The sequence below is a fragment of the Sphingomonas sp. genome (genome assembly GCF_036402235.1).
Lineage (GTDB): Bacteria > Pseudomonadota > Alphaproteobacteria > Sphingomonadales > Sphingomonadaceae > Sphingomonas.
Genome location: NZ_DASWTG010000086.1, coordinates 1 through 25,021, shown reverse-complemented (window position 1 = coordinate 25,021; position 25,021 = coordinate 1). Strand labels below are relative to the sequence as shown.

At 66.0% G+C, this 25,021-nt stretch carries 14 protein-coding genes; 13 read left to right on the top strand and 1 reads right to left on the bottom strand.

What is annotated here, in order from left to right:
* Positions 1–69: 69 nt before the first annotated feature.
* The 13 genes from VGD28_RS17210 to VGD28_RS17150 all read left to right on the top strand — a co-directional run bounded on the left by VGD28_RS17210 (position 70) and on the right by VGD28_RS17150 (position 22,866).
* Positions 70–1,311: an ROK family transcriptional regulator gene (locus VGD28_RS17210; protein ID WP_331029581.1), complete on the top strand. Its 1,242-nt coding sequence runs from the start codon at positions 70–72 to the stop codon at positions 1,309–1,311.
* 457 nt (positions 1,312–1,768) lie between these two features.
* The gene (locus tag VGD28_RS17205) at positions 1,769–2,602 is read left to right on the top strand and encodes a class I mannose-6-phosphate isomerase (RefSeq protein WP_331029580.1); all 834 of its coding nucleotides are present in this window, start codon (positions 1,769–1,771) and stop codon (positions 2,600–2,602) included.
* Positions 2,592–3,854, top strand: a complete 1,263-nt coding sequence (gene gluP / locus VGD28_RS17200; RefSeq protein WP_331029579.1) for a glucose/galactose MFS transporter — start codon at positions 2,592–2,594, stop codon at positions 3,852–3,854. Before VGD28_RS17205 ends, gluP begins: the two co-directional genes overlap by 11 nt.
* A 95-nt stretch (positions 3,855–3,949) precedes the next feature.
* Positions 3,950–6,250, top strand: coding sequence for a GH92 family glycosyl hydrolase (locus tag VGD28_RS17195; RefSeq protein ID WP_331029578.1), 2,301 nt, complete (start codon positions 3,950–3,952; stop codon positions 6,248–6,250).
* A 101-nt stretch (positions 6,251–6,351) separates the two neighbouring features.
* Positions 6,352–8,301, top strand: a complete 1,950-nt coding sequence (locus tag VGD28_RS17190) for a glycoside hydrolase family 2 protein (RefSeq protein WP_331029577.1) — start codon at positions 6,352–6,354, stop codon at positions 8,299–8,301.
* 292 nt (positions 8,302–8,593) lie between these two features.
* Positions 8,594–11,605 carry a TonB-dependent receptor gene (locus VGD28_RS17185; protein WP_331029576.1) on the top strand — a complete coding sequence of 1,004 codons (3,012 nt, stop codon included), beginning with the start codon at positions 8,594–8,596 and terminating at the stop codon, positions 11,603–11,605.
* A gap of 129 nt (positions 11,606–11,734) precedes the next feature.
* On the top strand, positions 11,735–12,781 hold the full coding sequence (locus VGD28_RS17180) for a glycoside hydrolase family 43 protein (RefSeq protein WP_331029575.1): 1,047 nt from the start codon (positions 11,735–11,737) through the stop codon (positions 12,779–12,781).
* Positions 12,782–12,825: 44 nt separating this feature from the next.
* Complete coding sequence (locus VGD28_RS17175; protein WP_331029608.1) at positions 12,826–15,147, top strand: GH92 family glycosyl hydrolase; 2,322 nt, start codon at positions 12,826–12,828, stop codon at positions 15,145–15,147.
* A gap of 14 nt (positions 15,148–15,161) precedes the next feature.
* Positions 15,162–16,595 (top strand): glycoside hydrolase family 125 protein, encoded by a 1,434-nt coding sequence (locus VGD28_RS17170; protein ID WP_331029574.1) that lies wholly within the window; start codon positions 15,162–15,164, stop codon positions 16,593–16,595.
* Positions 16,596–16,611: 16 nt separating this feature from the next.
* Complete coding sequence (locus tag VGD28_RS17165) at positions 16,612–18,939, top strand: GH92 family glycosyl hydrolase (protein WP_331029573.1); 2,328 nt, start codon at positions 16,612–16,614, stop codon at positions 18,937–18,939.
* Between the two features lie 102 nt (positions 18,940–19,041).
* Positions 19,042–19,950, top strand: coding sequence for an ROK family protein (locus tag VGD28_RS17160; RefSeq protein WP_331029572.1), 909 nt, complete (start codon positions 19,042–19,044; stop codon positions 19,948–19,950).
* 78 nt (positions 19,951–20,028) lie between these two features.
* Positions 20,029–22,359, top strand: a complete 2,331-nt coding sequence (locus VGD28_RS17155) for a GH92 family glycosyl hydrolase (protein ID WP_331029607.1) — start codon at positions 20,029–20,031, stop codon at positions 22,357–22,359.
* Between the two features lie 57 nt (positions 22,360–22,416).
* Positions 22,417–22,866, top strand: coding sequence for a MarR family winged helix-turn-helix transcriptional regulator (locus VGD28_RS17150; protein ID WP_331029571.1), 450 nt, complete (start codon positions 22,417–22,419; stop codon positions 22,864–22,866).
* A gap of 29 nt (positions 22,867–22,895) precedes the next feature.
* Here the strand turns inward: VGD28_RS17150 and VGD28_RS17145 are convergent, their stop codons facing one another.
* Positions 22,896–24,983: an acetate--CoA ligase family protein gene (locus tag VGD28_RS17145; protein WP_331029570.1), complete on the bottom strand. Its 2,088-nt coding sequence runs from the start codon at positions 24,981–24,983 to the stop codon at positions 22,896–22,898.
* Positions 24,984–25,021: the final 38 nt, after the last annotated feature.

Genomic DNA, 25,021 nt, shown 5'->3' with positions numbered 1-25,021 from the left:
TTCATCCTTATGGGCTGCGGCCCGTGCTCTGCTATCGGGCATATGGACAATTCGGAGATGATCCCGCTGATGCCCCCCCGTCTCCCGGCTTTTGATCAGCGGCAAACGGCAAAGAGCGGAATCGAGGCGCGGGATGCCCGGCTGACCCTTAGTCTTTCGGGCACCAATCTAGAACGGGCGGGCGACTATAACCAGCGGATCGTGCTCCAGGCTATCCGCCTGACCGACGAGACGACGCGAAGCGAACTCGCGCGCGTGACCGGTCTTACGCCGCCGACGATCGTCAACATCACCAAGCGGCTGATCGACCTTGGCCTTGTCAAACCGGCCGGGCGGCTGCAGGGCAAACGCGGGCAGCCGGCGATGCGGATCGTGATCGATCCCGACGGCGCCTTCGCGATCGGGCTCAACATCGATCGCGATCACATCACACTGGTGACGCTCGATCTCGCGGGCAGGATCCGCAGCCGCCACACGCGCGAGATCGCGTTTGCGCTTCCCGAAACGGTGGTCGGCTACGTTCGCGAGATGCTGCCCCGGTTGCTCGATGAAGGCGGGATCGACCGGGCGCGTATCCTTGGTGTCGGAGTCGCGCTTCCCGACGATCTTGGGCGCATTTCGCTGCCACACCGGCCCAAGGACTATGATGCCTGGGACGATATCGATCTTGGCGTATTGCTTCGCGATGTGCTGCCCTGGCCGCTTCACGCTGACAATGACGCCGCCTCGGCCGCGCTCGGTGAAGTGCATCTCGGCAACGGCATTGCGCATCCCAGCTTCTTCTACCTGCTGATCAGCGCGGGCCTGGGCGGTGGTCTGGTCATCGATCGAAGCTATGTTCGCGGCGCGAATTCCCGCTCGGGCGAGATCTGGGCGATGCCCGACCCCGAACGCGGGGAAGGCGCGAATGTGCAGGACACGGTGTCGCTGTCGGCGCTCTATGCCCGGATGGAGGCGCACGGGCACCAGGTGGATTGTCCCGAAGCATTGATCGATGGTCCGGCGGGGCAAGAGGCGGTGATCCTCAAATGGCTCGACGATGCCGCCGATACGCTGGTTCAGCCGCTGATTGCCGTGAACTGTCTGATCAATCCCGCCGCCGTCCTGATCGGTGGACGGTTGCCGGGCAAATTGGTCGATGGCTTGGTCGAGCGGCTCAATCGCCGGATGGCGGGGCACAAACTTCCTGTCGTGGCGCCGGTGCAGCGCGCGGGTGCATCCGACGATGCATCGGCAATCGGGGCGGCGATCATTCCCTTTCTTGACCAGCTGTTGCCGTCGGAATCGATCCTGATGCAGGCCGGGCGGTAGGCGCGGCGACTCGTTTCCCTGGATCCGATGGTCCATCTTATCGAGGTCGATGCCGCGGGTTTCCGGGAAGACCGCCGCCACGACGATGACTTGCGGGATCATTGTCGCGACGAACATGAGGGGGCAGCGGGCGACCAGGCCACCACGACCGGGAGCGTGGCCGCGGTGCCAGCGGAGCAGAGTCCCGTGAGTGCGCCGTGCCGATCTTCGCCGCGAGGGTGCCGCGCCGAGCGTGAACCGCGCCAGCCATCCCATCTCTTTTGCCAGAGCGTCGCGCGCGCATCACGCACAGATGTGATACGAAGCTGGCGCCAATCAAATAAATTAATTTTCATTATTATCTTGACGTCTTCGACCGAGCCGGGGCAGGTTGCAAGCAATCGGGCGGTGTCACCCTGTGTGATCGCGTCCGTGAAACCCGATCCGCAACGGCGGACGCGGTTTGAAGGAGGGGATGGTGCCGGCGACGTTGCTTGCGACTCATCGGGTGGAGAAGCCTTGGGGCCGGCGTCGGTTGCAGGCGCCGTTCGACGACGGTGCTGTGGACGGTGGACCCGTGGGCGAGATCTGGTTTCAGACCCCCGGCAATGCGGCGCCCGACCTGTTGATCAAATATCTGTTCACCAGCGAGAAGCTGTCGGTTCAAGTGCATCCGGACGATGCGCAGGCGCACGCCCGCGGGCTGCCCCGCGGCAAGGACGAATGCTGGCTGATCCTCGGCGCCGAACCCGGCGCGACCATGGCGCTCGGTACGAAGGAGCCGGTCGACAAGGCGGCGTTGCGCGCGGCGGCGCTGGACGGCAGCATCGAGCAGCTGCTCGACTGGAAGCCGGTCAAGGCAGGCGACTTCTTCTACGTCCCCTCGGGCACGGTGCACGCGCTCGGCGCGGGGCTGACGCTGATCGAGGTGCAGCAGAACAGCGAGACGACCTACCGGCTCTACGACTATGGCCGCCCGCGCGAGCTGCACCTGGACGATGGCATCGCCGTTGCCGATACGCGGCCGTACGAGCCTCAGCCGCCGCCGGGTCGCGTCGATGACGGCAGCGTGGTCCTGGTCGACGGACCCAAGTTCGTGCTTGAGCGGTTCAGCGGCGGCGGGTGGACGGTCGCGCTCCCCGACGGCGACACCGCCTGGCTGATCCCGATTGCGGGCAAGGGCCTGGCCGATGGCGTCGCCTTCAAGGCGGGCGAATGCCTCGCGCTCACCGGTGCGGTGCACGTCGCCGCCGATGCCGATGCCGATCTGCTGCTTGCATATCCCGAAGAAGGACAATCAAATGACCGATAGCCGGCCGGGCACCGCCTGGACGTTCGCCTATGTCACGATGCTGTTCTTCGTGTGGGGGGCGGTAACCGCGGTCAACGACATCCTGATCCCGGCGGTGAAGGCGATCTTCGCGCTCACCGATACCGAGAGCTTTCTGACCCAGTTCGCTTTCTTCATGGCCTATGGCGTCGTGTCTTTGCCCGCCGCGGCGATCATGGGGCGGATCGGGGCGGCCAATTCGATCATCCTCGCGCTGGCGACGATGATCCTGGGCTGTCTGATCATGCCGATCGCCACCGTGGTGCGCGCCTATCCGATCGTGCTCGTCGGCCTGTTCGTGATCGCATCGGGGATCACGTTGCTGCAGGTCGCGGCCAATCCGCTGTCGGCGTCGCTCGGGCGGCCCGAGCGGTCGCATTTCCGGCTGGTGCTGAGCCAGGCGTTCAACTCGTTCGGCACGGTCGTTGCGCCGTACCTCGCCGCGCGGACGCTGCTGCAGGGCGGATTGTTCGATGGCGGGCCGGTGACCGACGCCAAGATCGCCTATTCGCTAGGCCGGATCGACGTCGCCTATGTCTTCATCGCCGTGGTGATCGCAGTCCTCGCGACCTTCCTCTACCGGGTCCGCCACGACATCACCGCAGCGGCGCCGCCGCTCGAGAAGAGCGCCAGCGTCGCCAGCGCATTCTCCTCGCCTTGGGCGCTCGCCGGGGCGCTGTCGATCTTCCTCTATGTCGGCGCCGAGGTCGCGATCGGCAGCGCGATGGTCAATTTCCTCGAGCAGCCCGACGTGTTCGCGATCAGCGCGGTGGAGGCGGGCGGGCTGGTCAGCCTCTACTGGCTGGGCGCGATGATCGGGCGATTCGTGGGCTCGGGCCTGCTCTACAAGCTGCCTGCGGGGCCGCTGCTCGCGGCGGCGGCGATCGCCGCCGCCCTGCTGTGCCTGACCGTCAGCCAGATCAGCGGGCCGGTAGCGGGCGTGCTCGCCATCTCGGTCGGGCTGTTCAACTCGATCATGTTCCCCGTGATCTTCTCGCTGACGATCGAGCGTTCGACCGCGCTGGCTTCGGCGACGTCCGGGCTGCTGTGCATGGCGATCGTCGGCGGGGCGCTGGTGCCGTTGCTGTTCGCACAGATCGCCGATGCCAGCGGCAGCCGCTTCCTCGCGTTCCTGGTGCCGATGGCCTGTTACCTCGTCATCGCGGTCTTCGGCTGGCGCGCGGCGCGGGTGCCGGCGGCGCAGATCGAGACTCAGCAAATCTCACCGCATTGAAGGGGCGCAAAATGTTGATGAGAGACAATGTCATCGCGAACCCTTTGCCTGGCAGGCGCAGCCCGCGAAGGTGGAGGACGTCCGCTGCGTCTTCTGTGGCGGCGCTGCCGCTCGCGCTGTTCTTTTCCTCCGCAGCGGCGCAGCAGGGCCCGGCGCCCGTCGAGCTTGCCGACCCGCTCGTCGGCACCGCGCCCCTCGACGATCCGGTGGTGATCGGCAATGCCCCGCCGCCGGGCGAGCCGGTCTATTCGGGGCAGACCTCGCCGGGCGCGCGGCTGCCGCACGGTGCGGTCGAGGCCGCGCCGGTCAACAACAATATCGAGCTGCTCTACCCGAACGGCGTCCCCGTTCCCTATTACTACACCAACCCGACGATGATCGGCTTCACCGGCGGCGGGGGATCGACTTACGGTGGTGGTGCCCAGCCGATCGTCATGCCGGTGGTTGGGGACTGGTCGCCACCGCCCGCCTATAGCCAGTCCTGGTACGACAAGGCGCGGGAGAAGGCGTCGCCGGGCTATTATTCGGTCTATCTCGACACTTTCCGCACGCGCGCCGAGCTGACCGCGACGCGCTGGGCGAGCGTGATGCGCTTCACCTTTCCCCAAAGCGCGCGGTCGAACGTCATCGTCAACCTGCCGCGGCATGGCGGGGCCGTGGAAGTCGTCGGCGACCGCATCGTGCGCGGGCGGTCGAACGACAGGGGCAAGACCGGCGGGAGCTATTTCGTCGCTGAGTTCTCTAAGCCCTTCTCCGCGCTCGGTACGTTCCGGAAATCACCCGGGGACAATCAGGGCTGGGGCATTGGCATCAGCGACGTCCGACCCGGCGGGCGCGGCATATCGGGCAGCTATGCCGGCAGCTATGTGACCTTCAACACCAAGGCCGGCGAGCAGGTGCTGATGAAGATCGCGCACGGCACCAGCTATGAGCAAGCCGCGCAGCGGCTCGCCGCCGAGATTCCGGGCTGGGATTTCGACGGCGTCCATGCCGCCGCCCGTGGCACCTGGGCGCAGCTGCTCGATCGCGTGCGCGTGTCGGGCGGCACCGAGAAGCAGCGCAAGCTCTTTTACTCGACGCTGTTCCAGTCCTTCGCGTCGCCGCGCCTGATCGCCGCCAAGGGCGAGCCGTTCGCCGACACCAACGGCAAGGTGCAGACGGCGACGCACGACCGCTACGGTCCGGTGCCGTTCTGGGATACCGGGCGGAACCAGATCGTGCTGCTCGAGCTGATGGAGCAGGCGACAGTGAAGAATATCATGGCGTCCGAGCTCGCGATGGCGCGCGAGAAGGGGTTCATGAACACCTCTTTCCACGGCGACAATGCGGTGTTCCTCTATCTCGGCGCGTGGGAGCGCGGGATCGAGTTCGACTATGAGGCCGCGTACGAGTATCTGCGCAAGAACGCGACCGACCCCAAGGGGCCTCGCGACTATCTCGCCGAATATATGAAGCAGGGCTGGATCTCGGACATCGTGCCCGATCATGATCCCAGCCCACCCTATGCCGGGGGCAAGGCGGGCGTGGACAAGACGCTCGAATATGCATGGGACGATTATGCGCTCGCGCTCTACGCGAAGAAGCTGGGCAAGGATGCCGACTACCGGATGTTCCTGAAGCGCGCGGGCAATTACGCGAACGTCTTCGACAAGGCGATCGGCTTCATGCGCGGGCGCACCGCCGACGGCAAGTGGATCGCGCCGTTCGATCCGCAGGAGCCTTATTACAACTTCATGATGAAGGAGGCGTCGGGCTGGTCCACGCTGTGGCTGGTGCCGCATGACGTTCAGGGGCTGATCGATCTGCTCGGCGGGCGCGACGCGTTCAACGCCAAGCTCGATGAATTCTTCACCAAGCCGTACAATCCCAAGGGCATCTGCCGCGACTGCACCGGCGTGATCGGGCAATATGTCCATGGCAACCAGCCCGACCAGCAGGCGCCCTATTACTACAACTGGAGCGGCCAGCCGTGGAAGACGCAGGCGCTGGTGCGGCAGATCCTCGAAAAGACCTATGCCACCGACGCGGCGGGCTACGGCTATCCGGGGATGGACGATCAGGGGGCGACCTCTTCGTGGTACGCGCTCTCCGCGCTTGGCTTCTATCCGGTCGATCCGTCGAGCCAGGACTATATCATCGGCAGCCCGGTGTTCGACGATGCCAGCCTCGAGATGGGCAACGGCAAGCGGCTGCGCATCGTTGCGCGCAACAACTCCGCAACGAATGTCTATATCCAATCGGCGACGCTCAATGGCAGGCCGTGGAACAAGCCGTGGTTCCGCCATGACGATGTGAAGGACGGGGCGACCTTCGTCTTCACCATGGGGCCGAAGCCGAACAAGGCGTGGGGCGCCGCGCCCGGTGCCGCGCCGCCATCGATGTCGCAAAAACGTTAGTCGGCCCTCACGCCCCCGCCGCCCCCGCGGGGGCGGGAGCCCAGGACCTGCCATTCCCCCCGCGGGTCCTGGGCTCCCCCATCCCAACAAGGACAGGCACCATGCGTAGCTTCTTGATCACCGCATCGTTTCTTGCCCTCGCGCCGGCGGCGGCGCAGGCCCAGGCCGCGCCGCCACCGGCCGGGGATGCCGTCTATACCAGCAACCTGGTCACGCGCTGGGGCAGGGAGGTGACGCCGGAGAATGCGTGGCGCCTCTATCCGCGCCCGCAGATGGTGCGCGAGCGCTGGCTCAACCTCAACGGCCTGTGGGACTATGCCATCGCGCCCAAGGCCGCCGGACAGCCGGCGGCGATGGACGGCAAGATCCTCGTGCCATTCCCTGTGGAATCGAAGCTCTCCCGCGTCGCGCGCAAGGTCACGCCCGACGATCGCATCTGGTATCGCCGCAGCTTCACCGTGCCCGCGGCATGGCAGGGTGAGCACGTCATGCTCAATTTCGGCGCGGTCGATTACGAGGCGACGGTGCGCGTCAACGGATCGGTCGTGGGATCGCACAAGGGCGGGTTCGACGCCTTCGGCTTCGATATCACGCCCTATCTGAAGCCCGGCGCGAACGAGCTTGTCGTCGAGGTGACCGATCCGACCAGCGCCGGCACCCAGCCGCGCGGCAAGCAGATCCTCGACCCTTCGGGCATCTGGTACACCGCGGTCAGCGGCATCTGGCAGACCGTGTGGCTCGAGCCGGTGCCCAAGCTCCATATCACCGAGGTCCGCGCGATCCCCGATATCGACCGCGGTACGCTCGACGTCGCGGTGGCGCTGAGCGGCTGGGCGAACGACACCGATGCGGTCCGGCTGACCGCGAGCGCGGGCGGCAAGGTCATCGCCTCGACGATCATCCGCGCCAACCGGCGCGCGACGCTAAAGGTCCCCGGCGCGCGCCTGTGGTCGCCCGACGATCCCCATCTCTACGATCTCAAGGCCGAGCTGGTGACGGTGCGCGACCCCTATGCGGGGGAGAAGGAACGCGACCGCAAGGCCTATGACTCGCGCTTCACCTTCCACGAGCAGCAGGTCTATTCGCGCGCGCAGGTGAGCGGCGCGCCGCGCGACAGCGTCGACGCCTATTTCGCGATGCGCAAGATCTCGATCGGACCCGGCCGGGTGCAGGGGCAGCCCGCGATCCTGCTCAACAACAAGCCCCTCTTCCAGAACGGCACGCTCGACCAGGGCTGGTGGCCGGATGGGCTTTATACGCCACCATCCGAAGCGGCGATGAAGAGTGACATCGTCTTCCTCAAAAAGGCTGGCTTCAACATGCTGCGCAAGCACATCAAGATCGAACCCGCGCGCTACTACTACGATGCCGACAAACTGGGCATGCTGATCTGGCAGGACATGCCGTCGGGGGGCGGCGAGGACCAGTATCTCGCCGGCACGAGCCGGTATCAGGCGGTGTTTCCGTCGGAGACCATGGCCGAGCAGCAGAAGCAATTGTCCGAGATGATCGGCGAGCTACGCGCCTTCCCGTCGATCGTGATGTGGGTCGTCAACAACGAGGGATGGGGCCAGTATGATTCGGCGACCCTTACGCGCTTCGTGAAGGGCCTCGATCCGTCGCGGCTGGTCAATGCCAATTCGGGTTGGCTCGACGTCGCGCCCGATGCGTCCGACGTGCTCGACATCCACACCTATGAGGATGTGCCAAAGACGCCGCCGCTCCAGGCGAACCGCGCGATCGTACTCGGCGAATATGGCGGCGTCGGCTTTCCGATCGCAGGGCATATCTGGCGGCCGGGCAAGGGCAATTGGAGCTATCAGGTCGCGCGGGACGAGAAGGACTATCTCGCGCGCTACCGGCGCAAGATGGAAGAGGTCGTCCGACAGGCCAGGGAGGCCGGGCTCAGCGCATCGGTCTATACGCAGACCACCGATGTCGAAGACGAGATCAACGGCCTTCTGACCTATGATCGGGCGGTGCCGAAGGCGCCTCCGGAAAGCCTGTCGGACATCGCTGCTCCGCTCTGGCGAGTCGAAACGCAGGACTGACTCGCCGCAGGCGGAACGCGCCACCGTCTCCCGTGCTCGCCGGTGCACAGGCCGTCGCGAGAAGGGTGGTTGCGGCTCACGCCCGAAGGTTTCCCGATCCTCGAAAAATCGCCGTTCCATAGCGATTTAGGCTCACTTCGCCGAGCCTCCGCAGGTGCCGGAAAGATTTATTTGACAAATTGTTTTTTATATTCTGAATTGAGGCTGCGCGCACTGGACAGGGCCGGAGTTCGGTTCCTGCGGAGCCGGATAATGAGCGGGGCAAAGCCCCTCCAACAGGGAGAGTGATCACATGAAGGCAGGGCAAATCCGTTCGCCAGAGGTGCGCGGCCGTGAGCGGCTGGTGCGCGACCTGATGCTGACCGCCGGTGTCGTGGTCGGCCTGTCCGCCGTCCCCGCATACGCCCAGGACCAGCCGGCCCCCGCCGATGCACAGCCCCAGGCAAGCCCTCAGGCAGGCGATGCCGCGCAGGAGGATGAAGCAATCGTCGTCACCGGCTATCGCCGGTCGATCGAGGCGAGCCTCGAGCAGAAGCGCGAAGCAAATGCGTTCGTCGATGTCATCACCGCCGAGGATATCGGCAAGTTCCCCGACAAGAACGTCGCCGATGCGCTGCAGCGCGTGCCGGGCGTGATCATCTCACGCGATGGCGGCGAGGGCAGCCGCGTCAGCATTCGCGGCCTGCAGGAAGGGCTGACCTTGACGCTGCTCAACGGCAATTTCCTGGCGGGCGCGGACAGCGGCGATCCGCAGCGATCGTTCAACTATGTGCTGCTGCCGTCCGACTTCATCGCAAGCACGGAGGTGTACAAGTCGCCAGAGGCGCGGCTCGAGGAAGGCGGCGTCGGCGGCACGATCATCCTCAACACGCGGCGCCCGCTCGACCTGCCGGCCTGGTCGGGCTTCGCATCGGTCGAAGGCACCTATTCGGACACCACCGAGAAGTTCGAGCCGCAACTCTCCGGGCAGGTTTCCTGGAAGAACGAGGCCGAGACGTTCGGCATCCTGGTCGGCGGCGTCTATCAGAAGCGTTCCAACCGCGAACTGCGCGGCACCACCGAGACCTGGCGCTGGTGGAGCGACCGCGACGCGGACGGCAACGTGCTGACCCCCGCGACCGACATCAACGGCAATCCCTACGCCAATGACGATGCCATCTCCTATTGGCCGGGCGAAGGGGTCACCGCCCGCGACGGGACGCATTATACCGGGTACTGGGCGCCGCAATCGGTGAATGCGGAGGTGTTCAATCAGGAGCGCGAGCGCTGGGGCGTTCAGGCGACGGTTCAGGTCAAGCCGTTCGACAATGTGACCGTGACCTCCAACTATTTCCGGTTCCAGTATAGCAGCGACTTCACCAGCAACGTGCTGAAGATTCCCGAATGGGGTTATGGGAATTTCTTCACCGGCCCGACCTTCGATCCCAGCGGCACCATTTTCCAATCGGCGCGGTTCGAGGTCCCGGCGGCGGGAACCGAATGCCTCGCCAATACCCCGCCATGCACCATGGAAACGCCCCAGCTCGCCGGCACCTACAGCCGCGAGAAGCAGGTCTCCAACACGTTCGAGACCGAGGTCAAATATGAAGGCGACCGTTTCCACGCGGTCGCGAAGTTCGGCAAGACGCGGGCGACCGGTGGGCCTTCGATGCGGTTCAACGTCGCGGCGAAGCCGCGGCTGACGACCACCGGCGCCGAACGGAACGGCAATTTCCTCAGCGCCTGGGACTTCACCGGCGGTGATCTCAATATGGAGTTCTCGCCCGGACTGCAGGAGAATTTGCGGAACGGCATCGCGCAGATCGATATCGGATCGACCGGTTCGGGCTTCACCAACAGCGAGCTGGAACAGCGCTACGCGCAGCTTGACCTCACCCGCCGTTTCGACGGCTTCCTGAACTCGATCCAGGTCGGCGCCAAGTGGCGCGAGCTGAACGTCCACCGCGAACGCGGCCGCAACGAATGGTACGCCGATCCGGCAACCGAGCTGCGTTATCAGGACACGCCCGAAGGCGCGATCGCGCGTCCGGAATATTTCTACGAGAGCCCGATCGGCAACATTCCCCGCGGCGTGGGCGCGAGCTCATTCCCCGGCATCGATTTTGAACGCTATCTCGCCCATATCAACACGACCTACGGCCCGTCGGTGCGCGTGCCCGAGCCGGAGAATGTGTACAATCTGAGCGAGCGCGTCTGGGCCGGCTACGTCCAGGCCAATTTCGAAAGCGGCGGCTTTCGCGGCAATATCGGCCTGCGCGTCGCCAACACCAAGCAATCGGGCGTCAGCACGGACCGGCTGGAATATCTCGACGATTATTGCGTCGACGGTCCGGGCGGGGATTTCGACCCCAACAAGCCGCTCGGCCCCGACGGCAACTGTCTGGTCATCCCGCTCGAACAGCGCCGCCGGTTGGTCAACACCCCTGTCGACCAGTCCAAGAGCTACACCGACTGGCTGCCGAGCCTGAACGTCTCCTACGAGATCACCCCCAACCTGCTGGTGCGCGGTGCGGTTGCGAAGGTGATCGCCCGCCCGTCGATCCACGAGCTCGGGCGGCAGCGCTCGCTCACCTATCGCTCGGAGGCATGGGCGTTCGACCGCGGCCAGTTCGGCGAGTTCGAAGGCTGGTCGGGCGAAGGCGGCAATGCCGAATTGAAGCCCTTCTCGGCATGGCAGTACGATGTCGGCATCGAATGGTATTTCAAGCGCGGTTCGGTGATCGGCATGACGCTGTTCCGCAAGGAGGTGTCGGACTTCATCGTGCCGCTGGTGCTCGACGTGACGCGCGAGGTGGCCGGCCAGCAAGTGCTGATCCAGCCTTATTCGACCAACGCGAACGGATCGAATGCGGTGTCGCAGGGCATCGAGCTCTATGCCCAGCACACGCTGCCGTTCGGCCTGGGTGCGCAGGTGAACTTCACCTACAACGACACCTCGGTGGCCGAGATCACGCTCGATGGCCAGGTGGTCGGCAATTCCCCGCTGGTCGGCAGCGCCAAGACCCAGATCAACGCGTCGGTGTTCTACGAGAATGACAGGCTGCTGCTGCGCGCATCGTACAACCGGCGCGGCGAGCGGGTGCAGGGGCTCTCCTCGGGGCTGAACATCTATGACGCGCCCTACCAGCAGATCGACCTCAATGCCTCCTACGAGCTGATGGACGGCCTGCTGCTGTCCGCTTCGGTCATCAACCTGACCAAGGAGGTGGAGCGCCAGCATCTCGGCAACGACACCGACGCCCGTTTCGTCCGGAGCAATTATTTCGGGCGGCGCGCCTATATCGGCCTGTCCTATAAGTTCTGATGTGGCGCATATCGTTCCTCCCCCTGGGGTGGCTCCGAACGGAGCAACCCGCCTCTTTCGCGGGGCGCGGCGGAGCGAGGGCCGGCGTGGCGGGCGCCACGCGTCCTGAGTGACATGGGGAGGTATGGCGTGCGTGTCTGGTTGAGATCACTGGCGCTGGGCGCGGCGTTGCTGGCGGGCGGCGCGGCCCGGGCGCAGAACCCGATCGTGCCCGGCTGGTATGCCGACCCCGAGATCCGCATCTTCGGGAACCGCTACTGGATCTATCCGACCTATTCGGATCACGCCGAGACGCCCGACGTTTCGCCGCGTTTCAGCGAGAAGCAGAAGAAGCTGCGCGACCAGAAGGCGGTGCGGCCTTCCTACCATTTCCAGACCTTCTTCAACGCCTTCTCGTCGCCCGACCTGGTCCGCTGGACCAGGCACCGCCATGTGCTCGACGTCGAGAATGTCGCCTGGGCGGCCTATGCCGTATGGGCGCCCTCGGCGATCGAGAAGGATGGCAAATATTACCTCTTCTTCGGCGCCAACGACATCCAGTCGGACGAGCAGCTCGGCGGCATCGGGGTGGCGGTGAGCGACAGTCCCGCGGGGCCGTTCAAGGATGCGATCGGCAAGCCGCTGATCGGCGCGTTTCACAATGGCGCGCAGCCGATCGACCAGTTCGTGTTCCGCGACGATGATGGGCAGCACTATCTCTATTATGGCGGCTGGGGCCATTGCAACGTCGTGCGGCTCGGCGACGATCTGACGTCGATCGTGCCCTTTCCGGACGGCACCAGGTTCAAGGAGATCACGCCGCCCGGCTATGTCGAGGGTTCCTTCGTCGTGAAGCGCAAGGGCGTCTATTATCTCATGTGGTCGGAAGGCGGCTGGACCGGCCCCGACTATTCGGTGGCCTATGCGATGGGGCCGTCGCCCGTTGGCCCGTTCAAGCCGATGGGCAAGATACTGAGCCAGGATTTCCGGATCGCGCGCGGGGCGGGGCACCATTCGGTGGTGAACGTGCCGGGCACCGACGACTGGTACATCGCCTATCACCGCCGCCCGCTCAGCGAGACCGCGGGCGAGCGGCGCCAGCTCGCGATCGACCGCATGATCTTCAACGAAGACGGCACGATCGCGCCGGTGAAGATGACCAATGAGGGCGTCCAGCCGCGCCCGCTGCCGCAATGACCGGCAAAAAGGGGGAGAAGCGAACGGTGAAGACGATCCGGCAGATGACGCTCGGCGCCGCGGCGGCCGCGCTCGTGCTGACCAGCTTCGGGACGCCGCTGGCGCAACCGGCGTCGGTGGAAGCCGGCGCGCTCGCCGATCTCGTCAACCCGCTGATGGGCACCGATTCGAGCTATCGCCTGTCCTACGGCAACACCTATCCCGCGGTCGCGGTGCCGTTCGGCATGAACAGCTGGACGCCGGTGACCGGCGAGCCCGGAAGCGGCTGGGGATATACCTATGGCGGCGAGAAGATCAGCGGGATCAAGCAGACGCACCAGCCGAGCCCGTGGATGAACGATTATGCCGCCTTCGCGCTGATGGCGGAGACCGGGCCGGTGAAGGTCAAGCAGCAGGAGCGCGGCAGCTGGTTCAGCCACAAGGCGGAGGTGGCGCGCCCCTATTCGTACAAGGTGTATCTCGCCGATTACGACGTGACCGCGGAGGTCACGCCGACGACCCGCGCGGCGCAGTTCCGTTTCACCTTCCCCGAAAGCAACGACGCGCACATTTTGCTCGATGGGCTGGCGGGCGGATCGATGGTCAGGGTCGACGCCAAGAACCGCCGGATCACGGGCTATGTCCGCAACAATCACGGCGGCGTGCCGGATAATTTCCACAATTATTTCGTCGCCGAGTTCGACCGCGACTTCACGCTCGCCCGCACCTGGGCGGGCGAGGAGGCGCCGACCAGCGAGCTGGCGCGCGAGGGCGATCATGTCGGCGCGGTGCTGAGCTTCAAGACGAAGAAGGGCGACAAGGTCCACGTCAAAGTGGCCTCCTCGTTCATCAGCCCGGAGCAGGCGCTGCGCAACCTGCGCAGCGAGATCGGGAACGACAGCTTCGATACCACGCAGGCCAAGGCGAAGGCGGCATGGGAGAGGGAATTGTCGCGCATCCGTGTGACCGATCCTGACCCCGAGAAGATCCGCACCTTCTATTCGACGCTGTACCGGATGCTTCAGTTCCCGCGGACCTTCTACGAGAAGGACGCGACCGGGAAGATTGTCCACTACAGCCCCTATGACGGCAAGGTGCACGACGGCTACATGTTCACTGACAACGGCTTCTGGGACACGTGGCGCGCGGTCTTCCCCTTCTTCGCGCTGATGTATCCCGAGCTCGACAGCCAGATCATGCAAGGGCTGGTCAACACCTACAAGCAGGGCGGATGGCTGCCCGAATGGGCGAGCCCCGGCTATCGCAACGTGATGATCGGGTCGAACTCGGCGAACCTGATCGCCGACGCGTACTTCAACGGCGTGCGCGGCTTCGACGTCGAGACGCTGTACGAAGCGATGATCAAGAACGCGACGACCAGCGCGGGCCGGCCCACGGACAAGAAGGGCAAGGTCATCGGCGCGGTCGGGCGCGAGGGCGTCGAATATTACAACCGGCTCGGCTATGTGCCCTATGACGTCGGCATCAACGAGAATGCCGCGCGCACGCTCGAATATGCGACCGCCGACTTCTCGATCGCCCAGCTCGCCAAGGCGCTCGGCAAGGACGCCGATGCGCGGAAATACACGCTTCAGGCGCTGAACTATCGCAGGCTCTACGACAAGGAGAGCGGCTGGATCCGCGGCCGCAACCAGGACGGATCCTGGGCGACGCCGTTCAACCCCTACAAATGGGGCGACGCCTTCACCGAGGGCAATGCACTCCATTACAGCTGGGCTGTGATGCAGGACGTCCACGGCCTGATGGAGCTGATGGGCGGGCGGCAGAAGTTCGTCGAGCGGCTCGACGCGATCTTCACCACGCCGCCGATCTTCGACGAAAGCTATTACGGCCAGGTGATCCACGAGATCCGCGAGATGCAGATCGTCGACATGGGCCAATATGCCCATGGCAACCAGCCGATCCAGCACATGCCCTATCTCTACAATTGGGCGGGCGCGCCGTGGAAGACGCAGCATCACGTGCGCGACATCATGGCCAAGCTCTACTCGTCGGCACCCGACGGCTATCCGGGCGACGAGGACAACGGCCAGACCTCGGCCTGGTATGTCTTCTCGGCGCTCGGCTTCTATCCGGTCGCCTCGGCGACGGGGGAATATGCGATCGGCAGCCCGCTGTTCCAGAAAGCGGAGCTGACGCTGCCCAACGGCAAGACGCTGACGATCAACGCGCGCAACAACAGTGCGGCGAACGTCTATCTCCAGTCGGTGGCGCTGAACGGGCAGGCGCATGCGAAGACCTATCTCACGCACCGCGCGCTGTCGCAGGGCGGCACGCTCGACTTCGTGATGGGCGCGGCGCCCAACAAGGTGTGGGGCACCGCGCCCGCCGATGCGCCCTTCTCGATCAGCGCGCCTTCCAAGTGACTTCGGAGATGAGCATGACCCCCAGCCGCCGCGAGATCATGGCCGGCGCTGGCGCGCTGGCGCTGGCTGCCGCCTTGCCCGGCGCCGCGCGCGCCGTGCCGTTCGTCAGCAAGCGCCCCGCGCCCGGCAAGCGCAACTTCACCAGCCCGGCGATCGAGGCCGAGATTGCGCGGGTCAAGGCGAAGATCGCCGACCCCGAGCTCGCCTGGCTGTTCGAGAATTGCTACCCCAACACGCTCGACACCACGGTGCAGACGGGCACGCTCGACGGGCGGCCCGACACCTTCGTCATCACCGGCGATATCGAGGCGATGTGGCTGCGCGACAGCTCGGCGCAGGTGCAGCCCTATATCCATCTCGTCGCGCAGGATGCGAAGCTCAAGCGGCTGTTCCAGGGGCTGATCCAGCGCCAGGCGCGCTGCATCCTGATCGATCCCTATGCCAACGCGTTCGACAAGGATCCGGCCGCGCCCTCGAAGCTCGAATGGTCGACCACCGACAAGACCGAGATGAAGCCGGGCGTCGCCGAGCGGAAGTGGGAGATCGACTCGCTCTGCTATCCGATGCGCCTGTCCCACGAATATTGGACGCGCACGCGCGACAAGGCGCCGTTCGACGAGACTTGGTCGCGCGCGATGCAGCTCGCGGTCGACACCTTCCGCGTCCAGCAGCGCAAGGACGGGCCGGGGCCGTACCGGTTCCAGCGCCCCGCGCTCCAGCCCACCGACAGCGTGATGCTGAGCGGCTATGGCGCGCCGACGCGGAAGATCGGCCTGATCCACTCGATGTTCCGCCCATCTGACGATGCGTGCCTCTATCCCTTCCTGATCCCGTCGAACCTGTTCGCGGTGTCGGTGCTGCGCAAGATCGCCACGGTGCACCGCGAGGGGCGGGGCGATGGCAAGGCGGCGGCCGATGCCGAGGCGCTCGCGGCCGAGGTCGAAGCGGCGCTCAAGGCGCATGCGCTGATCCCCGACGGCAAGGGCGGACAGGTCTGGGCCTATGAGATCGACGGCTTCGGCAACTGGGTGTTCATGGACGACGCCAATGTGCCGAGCCTGTCGGGCCTGCCGCTGATCGATGTCGTCGACCGCAACGACCCGCTGTTCCGCCGCACCGAGGCGCTCGCTTGGTCGGACCGCAATCCCTATTTCTTCAAGGGCAAGGCAGCCGAGGGGATCGGCGGGCCGCATATCGGCCTCGACATGATCTGGCCGATGTCGCTCATCACCCGGGCGATGAACGCCGAGGATGATGCGACGATCCTCCAGTGCCTGCGCTGGCTCAAGACGACGCATGGCGGCACCGGCTTCATGCACGAGAGCTTCCACAAGGACGATCCGGCGAACTTCACGCGCAGCTGGTTCGCCTGGGCCAACGCGCTGTTCGGCCAGCTGATCGTCGAGGTCGCCGACAAGCGCCCCGCGCTGCTCTCGCGGCCGCTGTGACCGGGGAGGGGGACGAATGATCGCGACCAGCCGCCGCCAGCTTCTCACGACCACCGGTCTGCTCCTTCTCGGCGGCGCCAGGCCGGCCTGGTCGCTGGGCACGGAACAGGCGCCGGCCGCGGGCAAACCCAACCTCTTCATCGGCACCGGCGGGCACGGCCATACCTTCCCCGGCGCGTCGCTGCCGTTCGGGATGGCGCAGCTCAGCCCCGACACCAACACGCACGGCTGGGATGCCTGTTCGGGCTATCACCAGAAGGATGGCTCGATCATGGGGTTCAGCCATACCCATCTGTCGGGCACCGGGATCGGCGACATGCTCGATATCCTGGTGGTCCCGACGCGGCGCGAGCTGAAGCTGGTGCCCGGCACGGTCGAAAAGCCGGGGGAGGGCTATCGCCAGCGCTATTCCGACGAGCATGCCGAGCCGGGCTATTATCGCGTGAAGCTCGAGACGGGCGTGCTCGCCGAGCTCACCGTCACCGAGCGCTGCGGGTTGCATCGCTATCGCTTTGAGCCCGGCCCGGCGCATATCCTGATCGACTTCGCGCATGCGATCGAGGACGATTGGGACAAGGGCATCGTCGTCGAGAACGCTTCGCTGGAGCTCGACCGCGACGGCACGCTGACCGGCGGCCGCCAGGTCAATCGCTGGGCCAAGGGCCGGCGCATCCATTTCGCGATGCAGCTGTCGCGCAAGCCGGATCGCGTGCAGTTCTTCGGCGACGACGGCAAGCCCGCGCCCGACGGCACGGCGTCGATCAAGGGCAACCGGCTGAAGGTCGCCTTCTTCTTCGACGAGGCTGGAAGCGAGCCGATCCTCGTCAAGACGGGCCTCTCGGCGGTCGATGTCCAGGGCGCCCGCGACGCGCTGGCGCAGGAGGTGCAGGGCTGGGACTTCGACGGCGCGGTGAAGGCAGCACGCAGCGTCTGGGCGAAGGCGCTGGGCGGCATTCGCGTGTCGGGCGGCACCGAGGCGCAGCGCGTGATCATGGCGAGCGCGCTCTACCACGCGCAGCTCGCGCCGACGCTCTTCACCGATCGCGACGGCCGCTATGTCGGGCTCGACCGGCAGGTGCACCGCGCGGTGAAGGGCGAGGAGGCGTTCAGCACCTATTCGCTATGGGACACCTATCGCGCGCTCCACCCGCTGCTGACGCTGATCGATCCCGGCCGCGCGGCGCTGCTGACGCGCGACCTTTGCCGCCAGACCGCGCAAAGCCCGGCCGGCCCGCTGGTCTGGCCGCTGCAGGGGGTGGAGACCGCGTGCATGATCGGCTGGCACGGCGTGTCGGTGCTCGCCGAGGCGCATGCCAAGGGGATCGAGGCCGACTATGCCGCGGCGTGGCCAAACATCCGCCGCCGCGCCTTCGACCGCGATTTCAAGGATATCGACAGCACGCTCGGCCGCGGCTTCTATTACGACCTCGGCTACATTCCGTGCGACGAAGTTTGGGAATCGGTCAGCCGGACCCAGGAATATGCCTATGACGACTGGGCGATGGCGCATCTCGCCGAGGCGGTCGGCGCGAAGGACGATGCCGCGGCCTTGCGCAAGCGTGCGCAGAACTATCGCGGCGTCATCGATCCCCAAACCCGCTTCGCCCGGCCCCGCTTCAAGGATGGGAGCTGGTGGAAGGATTACGACCCGATTCAGATCGGCCACAACGTCAAGAAATGGCGCGACTATACCGAGGCGAATGGCTGGCAGGCGACCTTCCTCAACCAGCACGACGTCTATGGCCTGATCGAGCATTTCGGCGGCGACGCGGCGTTCGAGAAGCAGCTCGATGCGCTGTTCAATGCCCCGTCGACGCTGCCCGACAATGCGCCGCCCGACATTTCGGGGCTGGTCGGCCAATATGCGCATGGCAACGAGCCCAACCACCATGTCGCCTATATGTACGCCTATTGCGGCGCGCCGGCGAAGACGCAGGCGATGGTCCGGCGGTTGCTCGTCGAAATGTACAGGAACGATCCCGACGGGGTGATCGGCAACGACGATTGCGGGCAGATGAGCGCGTGGTTCATCCTCTCGGCGCTCGGCTTCTATCCGGTCGATCCGGTGAGCGCGGTCTACGTCTTCGGATCGCCGCTGTTCGATTTGGCAGAGGTGACGGTTGGCAATGGCAGGAAGCTCACGATCCGGGCGGAGGACAACGCCCCCGATCGGCCTTATGTCCAGTCGGTGCGCTGGAACGACAAGCCATGGACCCGCAACTGGATCGCCCATGCCGATCTGGTGAGGGGTGGCGAACTCGTTTTCGAGATGGGTCCCGACCCATCATCGTTCGGCACCGCAAAGGCCGATCGGCCGCCCTCGTTCGGCATAACGCCCCGCTAGAGCCGTCAACAGTGTCAGAAAAGATTGGAATGCCCTCGTGAATCGTCGCGTACCAACGCCGCCTTGCCGATCCCGTCTCCGTTGTGGGCAGGGGCGGCGCTGATGGCCGATCGTCACGAAGGCACGCGCCTGTTCGTCGGCGTCGAACTCGGCGGCACCAAATGTGTCTGCATCCTTGCGACGGGGCCGGACGATATCCGCGACCGGCAAGTGATCGCGACGGCCACGCCGTGGGAAACGCTTCCGGCGATCCAGGCGGTGCTGGAGGGCTGGTGGCACACGCATGGGTTCCGCGGCCTCGGCGTCGCGTCATTCGGCCCGATCACGGTCGACCCCGGCGCTGACGGATATGGACGGGTGGGTGCGACGAACAAACCCGACTGGGAGGGCGCCGACCTGCTCGGCCCGCTGCGATCGGCTTTCGCGGTGCCGATCGGGTTCGACACCGATGTCAACGGCGCGGCGCTTGCCGAGATCCGGTGGGGCAGCGGCCATGGTCTCGACGATTTCGCCTATGTCACCGTGGGCACGGGCGTCGGCGTCGGGCTGATCGTCCATGGCAGGCCGACGCGCGGCTTCAGCCACAGCGAGATCGGTCACATCCTCGTCCCGCGCCTGGCGGGAGACCACATGGCGAGCGTTTGCCGTTTCCACGACGATTGCGTCGAAGGGCTGGCCTCGGGCACGGCGCTCAACGCGCGCCTGGACGGCCGTCCGCTGGCGGAGGTCGGCGCCGACGATCCGGTCTGGGAGCCGGTCGTGCATACGTTGGCGTCGATGGTGCATGCGCTGGCCTGCACCACCGGGCCGATGCGTGTCGCGATGGGCGGGGGCGTGCTTGCGGGCCAGCCGCAACTGCTGCCGCGCATCAACGCGAAGCTCGAGGTCAGTCTTGCGGGCTATATGCGAGTTCCCGGCGACGGCGCCTATGTCATCGCGCCGAAACTCGGAACGATGGCGGGGCCGCTTGGGGCAATCGCGCTGGCGATGGATTGCGTCGATGCCGCTTGAAGAGGGGATATGCCGCCGATGCCGAAGCCTTTCCTCGCGATATTGGACAGCGTCGGTGCCGGACGGCACAAGGGCGCGATGAAACGCCTGACCGCTGCCGCGCTGCTCGCGCTCCTGCCGGTTCAGTCGCTTGCCCAGTCATCGGCACCGGACCCGCTGAGCTTCGTCGATCCGATGATCGGCACCGGCCCCGAAGGACATACCTTCCCCGGCGCTACCGCCCCCTTCGGCATGGTGCAGCTGTCGCCCGACACCGACACGACGTGCCAGATCCGCGACTGCTACGACCATGCCGCCGGCTACAGCTATCACGACCCGACGATTCAGGGGTTCAGCCACACGCATTTCTCGGGTGCCGGGCATTCGGACCTCGGTGACATCCTCGTCATGCCGCAGGTTGGTGAGGTGAAGCTTGATCCGGGCGATCCCAAGAAGCCGGGTTCGGGTTATCGCCAGCGCTTCGATCACGCGACCGAACAGGCGAGCCCCGGCTATTATGCCGTCACGCTGGCAGACAGCGGCATCCGCGCCGAACTCACCGCGGGCACGCGCATCGGCGTGCACCGCTACAGCTTTCCCGCGGGCAAGGACGCGCACCTGCTGCTCGATCTCCGCTCGTCGCTCTACGACTATCCGGGCAAGATCCTGTGGTCGGGGCTGCATCTTCGCCCCGACGGCACGCTCACCGGCTTTCGCGAGACGCGCGGCTGGGCGCCCGGGCGCAAGCTCTTCTTCGCGATGCGCTTCTCGGCGCCACTCAAATCCCATGCCTTTCTCGATCGCGATGACAAGATCGCCTACAAGGGTTTCCAGGCACCCGGCCGCGGTAGCGATGCGCTCGCCGAAAAGCTCGGCAAGGCGCTTCAGGCGCGGCTGGATTTCGGTGAGTTGGGCGGCCCGCTCGAAGTTCGTGTCGCGCTGTCGGGCGTCGACGAGGCGGGGGCGGTCGCCAATCTCGACGCCGAGAGTGCGGACTTCGACAGCATTCGCGAACGCACCGAGGGTGAATGGCGCAAGGCGCTCGGCGCGCTCGAGATCGAGGCGCCTGCGCCGATGCGCACCAACCTCTACACCGCGCTCTACCACAGCCTGCTCGCGCCGAGCGTATGGAGCGATGTCGACGGGCGCTATCGCGGACCCGACGATCAGGTGCATATCGCGAAGGACTTCACCTTCCGCTCGACCTTTTCGCTTTGGGACACGTTTCGCGCGCAACACCCGCTGCTGACGCTCGTCCAGCCACGCAAGACCAACACCGACATCGTCAAATCGCTTCTCGCGAGCCGCCGGCACAGCCCGCACGGCATCCTGCCCGTGTGGCAATTCCACGGGCGCGAGACGTGGACGATGATCGGCTATCACGCCGTTCCGGTGATCGCCGATGCCTATCTCAAAGGCGTGGGCGATTTCGATGCGAACGAAGCCTTGGATGCGATGGTCGCGAGCGCCGAATACGCGGCCTATGGCGGGCTCGGCGACTATATGAAGCTCGGCTATGTCGCGATCGACCGCGAGCCCGAGGCCGCGTCCAAGACGGTCGAATATGCCTATGACGACTGGACGATCGCGCGGATGGCCGAGAAGATGGGCCGCAAGGACATCGCCGCCCGCTTCTACAATCGCGCGGACAATTGGCGGAACAGCTTCGACGCCAAGACCGGCTGGCTTCGCGCGCGCAAGGCCGACGGCAGCTTCCGCACGCCGTTCGATCCGACCGCGATCAACTATGGCTCGGACTATACCGAGGGCAATGCCTGGCAGTATAGCTGGTTCGTGCCGCAGGATCAGGCCGCGCTCTTCCGCATCCTGGGCGGCGACGCGAAGGCGATCGCCAAGCTCGACGCGATGTTCGACTATGACATCTCGAAGCTCGACTACAGCCATGCCGAGGATATCGCCGGGCTGATCGGCCAGTACATCCATGGCAACGAGCCGAGCCACCATGTCGCCTATCTCTACGCCTATGCCGGTGCGCCTTGGCGCACGCAGGAGCGGCTGAAGCAGATTGTGGACAGCCAGTACAAGCCGAGTCCCGATGGCCTGTCGGGCAATGATGACCTTGGGCAGATGTCGGCGTGGCTCGTCTTCACCGCGCTGGGCTTCTATCCGGTCGCGCCGGGATCGAACCAGTATGTGGTCGGCCGGCCGTTCGTCGATCGCGCGGTGCTCAAGCTGCCCGACGGAAAGCGTTTCACGATCGAGACGACGGGTCTCTCGGATGCCAATCGCTATGTCGGCAAGGTCGAACTCAACGGCCGGCGACTGACGCGCAGCTGGATCTCCGATGCCGAGATACGCGGCGGCGGCACGCTGCGCTTCACCATGCAGGCAAAGCCCGACGCCGCATGGGGAAAAACGCCCGATGCGCGGCCCTATTCGTTGTCGACCGCGCCCCGCCGTGCGCCCTGACCCGATCGATGCGCGCGGATTGACGAGGCCCGGAAAAATGTGTCTCTCGCTGGGTTTATGACAGGAGATCACAGTGTCGGGGCGCTCGGGCCATTGGTCGGCTATCATCTGCGCCGCGCGTCCAGCGCGTTCGCGGCCGATTTCGCCGCGGCGGTGGAAGGGACCGGGATGCGCCAGGTGCTGGTCGGCATCCTTGCGGTGGTCGCGGGCAGCCCGGGGATCAATCAGGGCGCGGTCGGCCGGGTGCTGGGGATCAAGCGCGCCAACATGGTCTCGCTGATCAACGAGCTGGTCGACGCCGGATTGCTGGACCGCGCGGTCGATCCGGGTGACCGGCGCGCCTTCTCGCTCAGCACCACCGATGCCGGGGGCGCGACGCTCGCCGATTGCCTCGCGCGGATCGAGGCGCACGAGAGGAAGATGCTGGCCGGCTTCACCGACGCGGAGCGAGCGACCCTGCTCGACTTGCTCGGCCGGATCGAGCGGCGCGAGACGACCGCCGCCTAGATCGCGTCGAGGCTAGCCGCCCATGCCTGCTATTGCGCGAGGATCAGCGCATCGAGCGCGACCACGCCCTCGCCTTTGGGATAGACCACGACCGGGTTGAGGTCGATCTCGCGGACCGATGGGGTTCCCGCCAGCACGCGGCCCAGGTCCGCGATCAGCTTTGCCGCCGCATCGACATCCAGCGCTGGCGATCCGCGATAGCCGTCGAGCAGCGCGCCCTGCTTGAGCCGGCGCAGTTCCGCAACGATCGCATCGTGGGTGAGATCCACCGGCAGCAGGCGGACGTCGTGCAACAGTTCCGCCGTGACCCCGCCGAACCCGGCGAGGATCACCGGGCCCCAGTCGGGATCGTTGCGCGCGCCGATGATCAGCTCCACGCCGCGCCTGCCCATCGCCTCGACCTGCACGCCGTCGAGCGCGATTCCCGCGTCATAGGCCGAGACATTGTCGTAGAGCCTGCCCCACGCCGCATCGAGCGCGGCATCGCCGGTGATGTTCAGGATCACCCCGCCCGCATCGCTCTTGTGGCTGAGCGCGGCCGCCTGCGCCTTGATCGCGACCGGATAGCCCACGCGCGCGGCGACGGCCTTGGCCTCCTCCGCGCTCGCCGCGAAGCCGCCCGCGGGAAAGGGGATGCCGACCGGCGCGAGCAGCTCCTTTGCGCGATATTCGGGGATCACGCCCGACGGCAGGTCGAGCGCGACGGGCACCGCACCTGCCCGCGCGAAATCGCGCTCGGCGAACCGCCCCAGATGCCGCAGCGCGCGGAAGGCGCGGTCGGGCGAGGGAAAGTAGGGGACGCCGATCGCGCGCAGCCCGTCCACATATTCGCGCGGCACCGGCGCACCCTCGTCCAGCCCGGCGAAGATCACCGGCTTTTGCGGCTCCAGCGCCGTCACCGCATCGATGATCGCCGGGAATTTGCGCGCGCTCGTCGCCTCGTCGGTCTGGATGATGCCGAACACCAGAGCCGCGAAATTGTCGTCGGCGAGCAGCGGGATCAGCGTGCGGCGGTACAGGTCGGGATCGACCAGCGCCTGCGCGGTCAGGTCCATCGGGTTGGAGACGGGGATGAAATCGGGGATCGAAGCCCGCATCGCATCCGCCGTCTCCCCGGCCATCGAGGGAAGGGCGAGGCCGATCTGCTCGGCCAGATCAAGGGTCAGCGCCTTGAACGCGCCGGATTCGGTGAGCACCGCGGTCCCGCCCCTGCGCACCGGCTTGCTGCGCACTGCCAGTTCGAGCACGTCGCCCAGCGCTTCCAGGCTGTCGACCAGCACCACGCCCGCGTGCTCGACCTTGGCCTTCATCAGCTGCCAGTCGCCGGCCATCGCGCCGGTATGCGTCGCGGCGGATTCGCGCGCGGCGCTCGAGGTGCCGGGATGCAGCAGCACGATATGCTTGCCCGCGGCGCGCGCGCGCTCGGCGAGCGTCAGGAAGCGCGCGGGCTTGCGGAACTGCTCGACGATCATCCCGATCGCCGGTGTGGCGGGATCGGCGATCAGATGCTCGACATAGTCCTCGACCCCCGACGCGGCCTCGTTGCCGGTGGAGACCGAGACGGTGATGCCCAGCCCCTTGCCCATCAGCGTGGTGCCCAGCACCACCGCCATCGCGCCGGACTGGCTGACGATGCCCACCGCGGGCCTGCCTTCCAGCTCAAGCACCGGCGCCTCCACGAAGGTCAGCGGCACGCCGGCGGCATAGTTGACCATGCCGAGGCAATTCGGCCCTTCGATCACCATGCCGTGCTCGGCGGCAATCCGCGCGACCTCGGCCTGCGCCGCCAGCCCTTCCTCGCCGCCTTCGGCGAAGCCTGCCGAGAAGATGATCGCTGCGCCCACGCCGCGCGCCGCCAGCGCCTGCACCGCGGGCAGCACCGCCGGCCCGGGGATCGCGAGCACCGCCGCGTCCACGCCCGCGGGAAGCGCGTCGATCGACTTCAGGCATTTGCGCCCGTCGATCTCGTCACGCTTGGGATTGATCAGGTGGATCGCGCCCGCATAGCCGTGCCGCTCGAGATTGCGCAGCACCGAATTGCCGAGCGCGCCCGGCGTCGGCGAAGCGCCGACGATGACGACCGAGCGCGGGGTGAGCAGGCGGGAAAGGTCGGGCATCTATCTTCTTTCAAGCCCCTCCCCTTCAGGGGAGGGGT

Coding starts and splice junctions, on each gene's coding strand:
- VGD28_RS17210 (WP_331029581.1), top strand. CDS start 70: ATGCCCCCCCGTCTCCCGGCTTTTGATCAGCGGCAAACGGCAAAGAGC.
- gluP (WP_331029579.1), top strand. CDS start 2,592: ATGACCGATAGCCGGCCGGGCACCGCCTGGACGTTCGCCTATGTCACG.
- VGD28_RS17190 (WP_331029577.1), top strand. CDS start 6,352: ATGCGTAGCTTCTTGATCACCGCATCGTTTCTTGCCCTCGCGCCGGCG.
- VGD28_RS17185 (WP_331029576.1), top strand. CDS start 8,594: ATGAAGGCAGGGCAAATCCGTTCGCCAGAGGTGCGCGGCCGTGAGCGG.
- VGD28_RS17175 (WP_331029608.1), top strand. CDS start 12,826: ATGACGCTCGGCGCCGCGGCGGCCGCGCTCGTGCTGACCAGCTTCGGG.
- VGD28_RS17170 (WP_331029574.1), top strand. CDS start 15,162: ATGACCCCCAGCCGCCGCGAGATCATGGCCGGCGCTGGCGCGCTGGCG.
- VGD28_RS17165 (WP_331029573.1), top strand. CDS start 16,612: ATGATCGCGACCAGCCGCCGCCAGCTTCTCACGACCACCGGTCTGCTC.
- VGD28_RS17160 (WP_331029572.1), top strand. CDS start 19,042: ATGGCCGATCGTCACGAAGGCACGCGCCTGTTCGTCGGCGTCGAACTC.
- VGD28_RS17155 (WP_331029607.1), top strand. CDS start 20,029: ATGAAACGCCTGACCGCTGCCGCGCTGCTCGCGCTCCTGCCGGTTCAG.
- VGD28_RS17150 (WP_331029571.1), top strand. CDS start 22,417: ATGACAGGAGATCACAGTGTCGGGGCGCTCGGGCCATTGGTCGGCTAT.
- VGD28_RS17145 (WP_331029570.1), bottom strand. CDS start 24,983: ATGCCCGACCTTTCCCGCCTGCTCACCCCGCGCTCGGTCGTCATCGTC.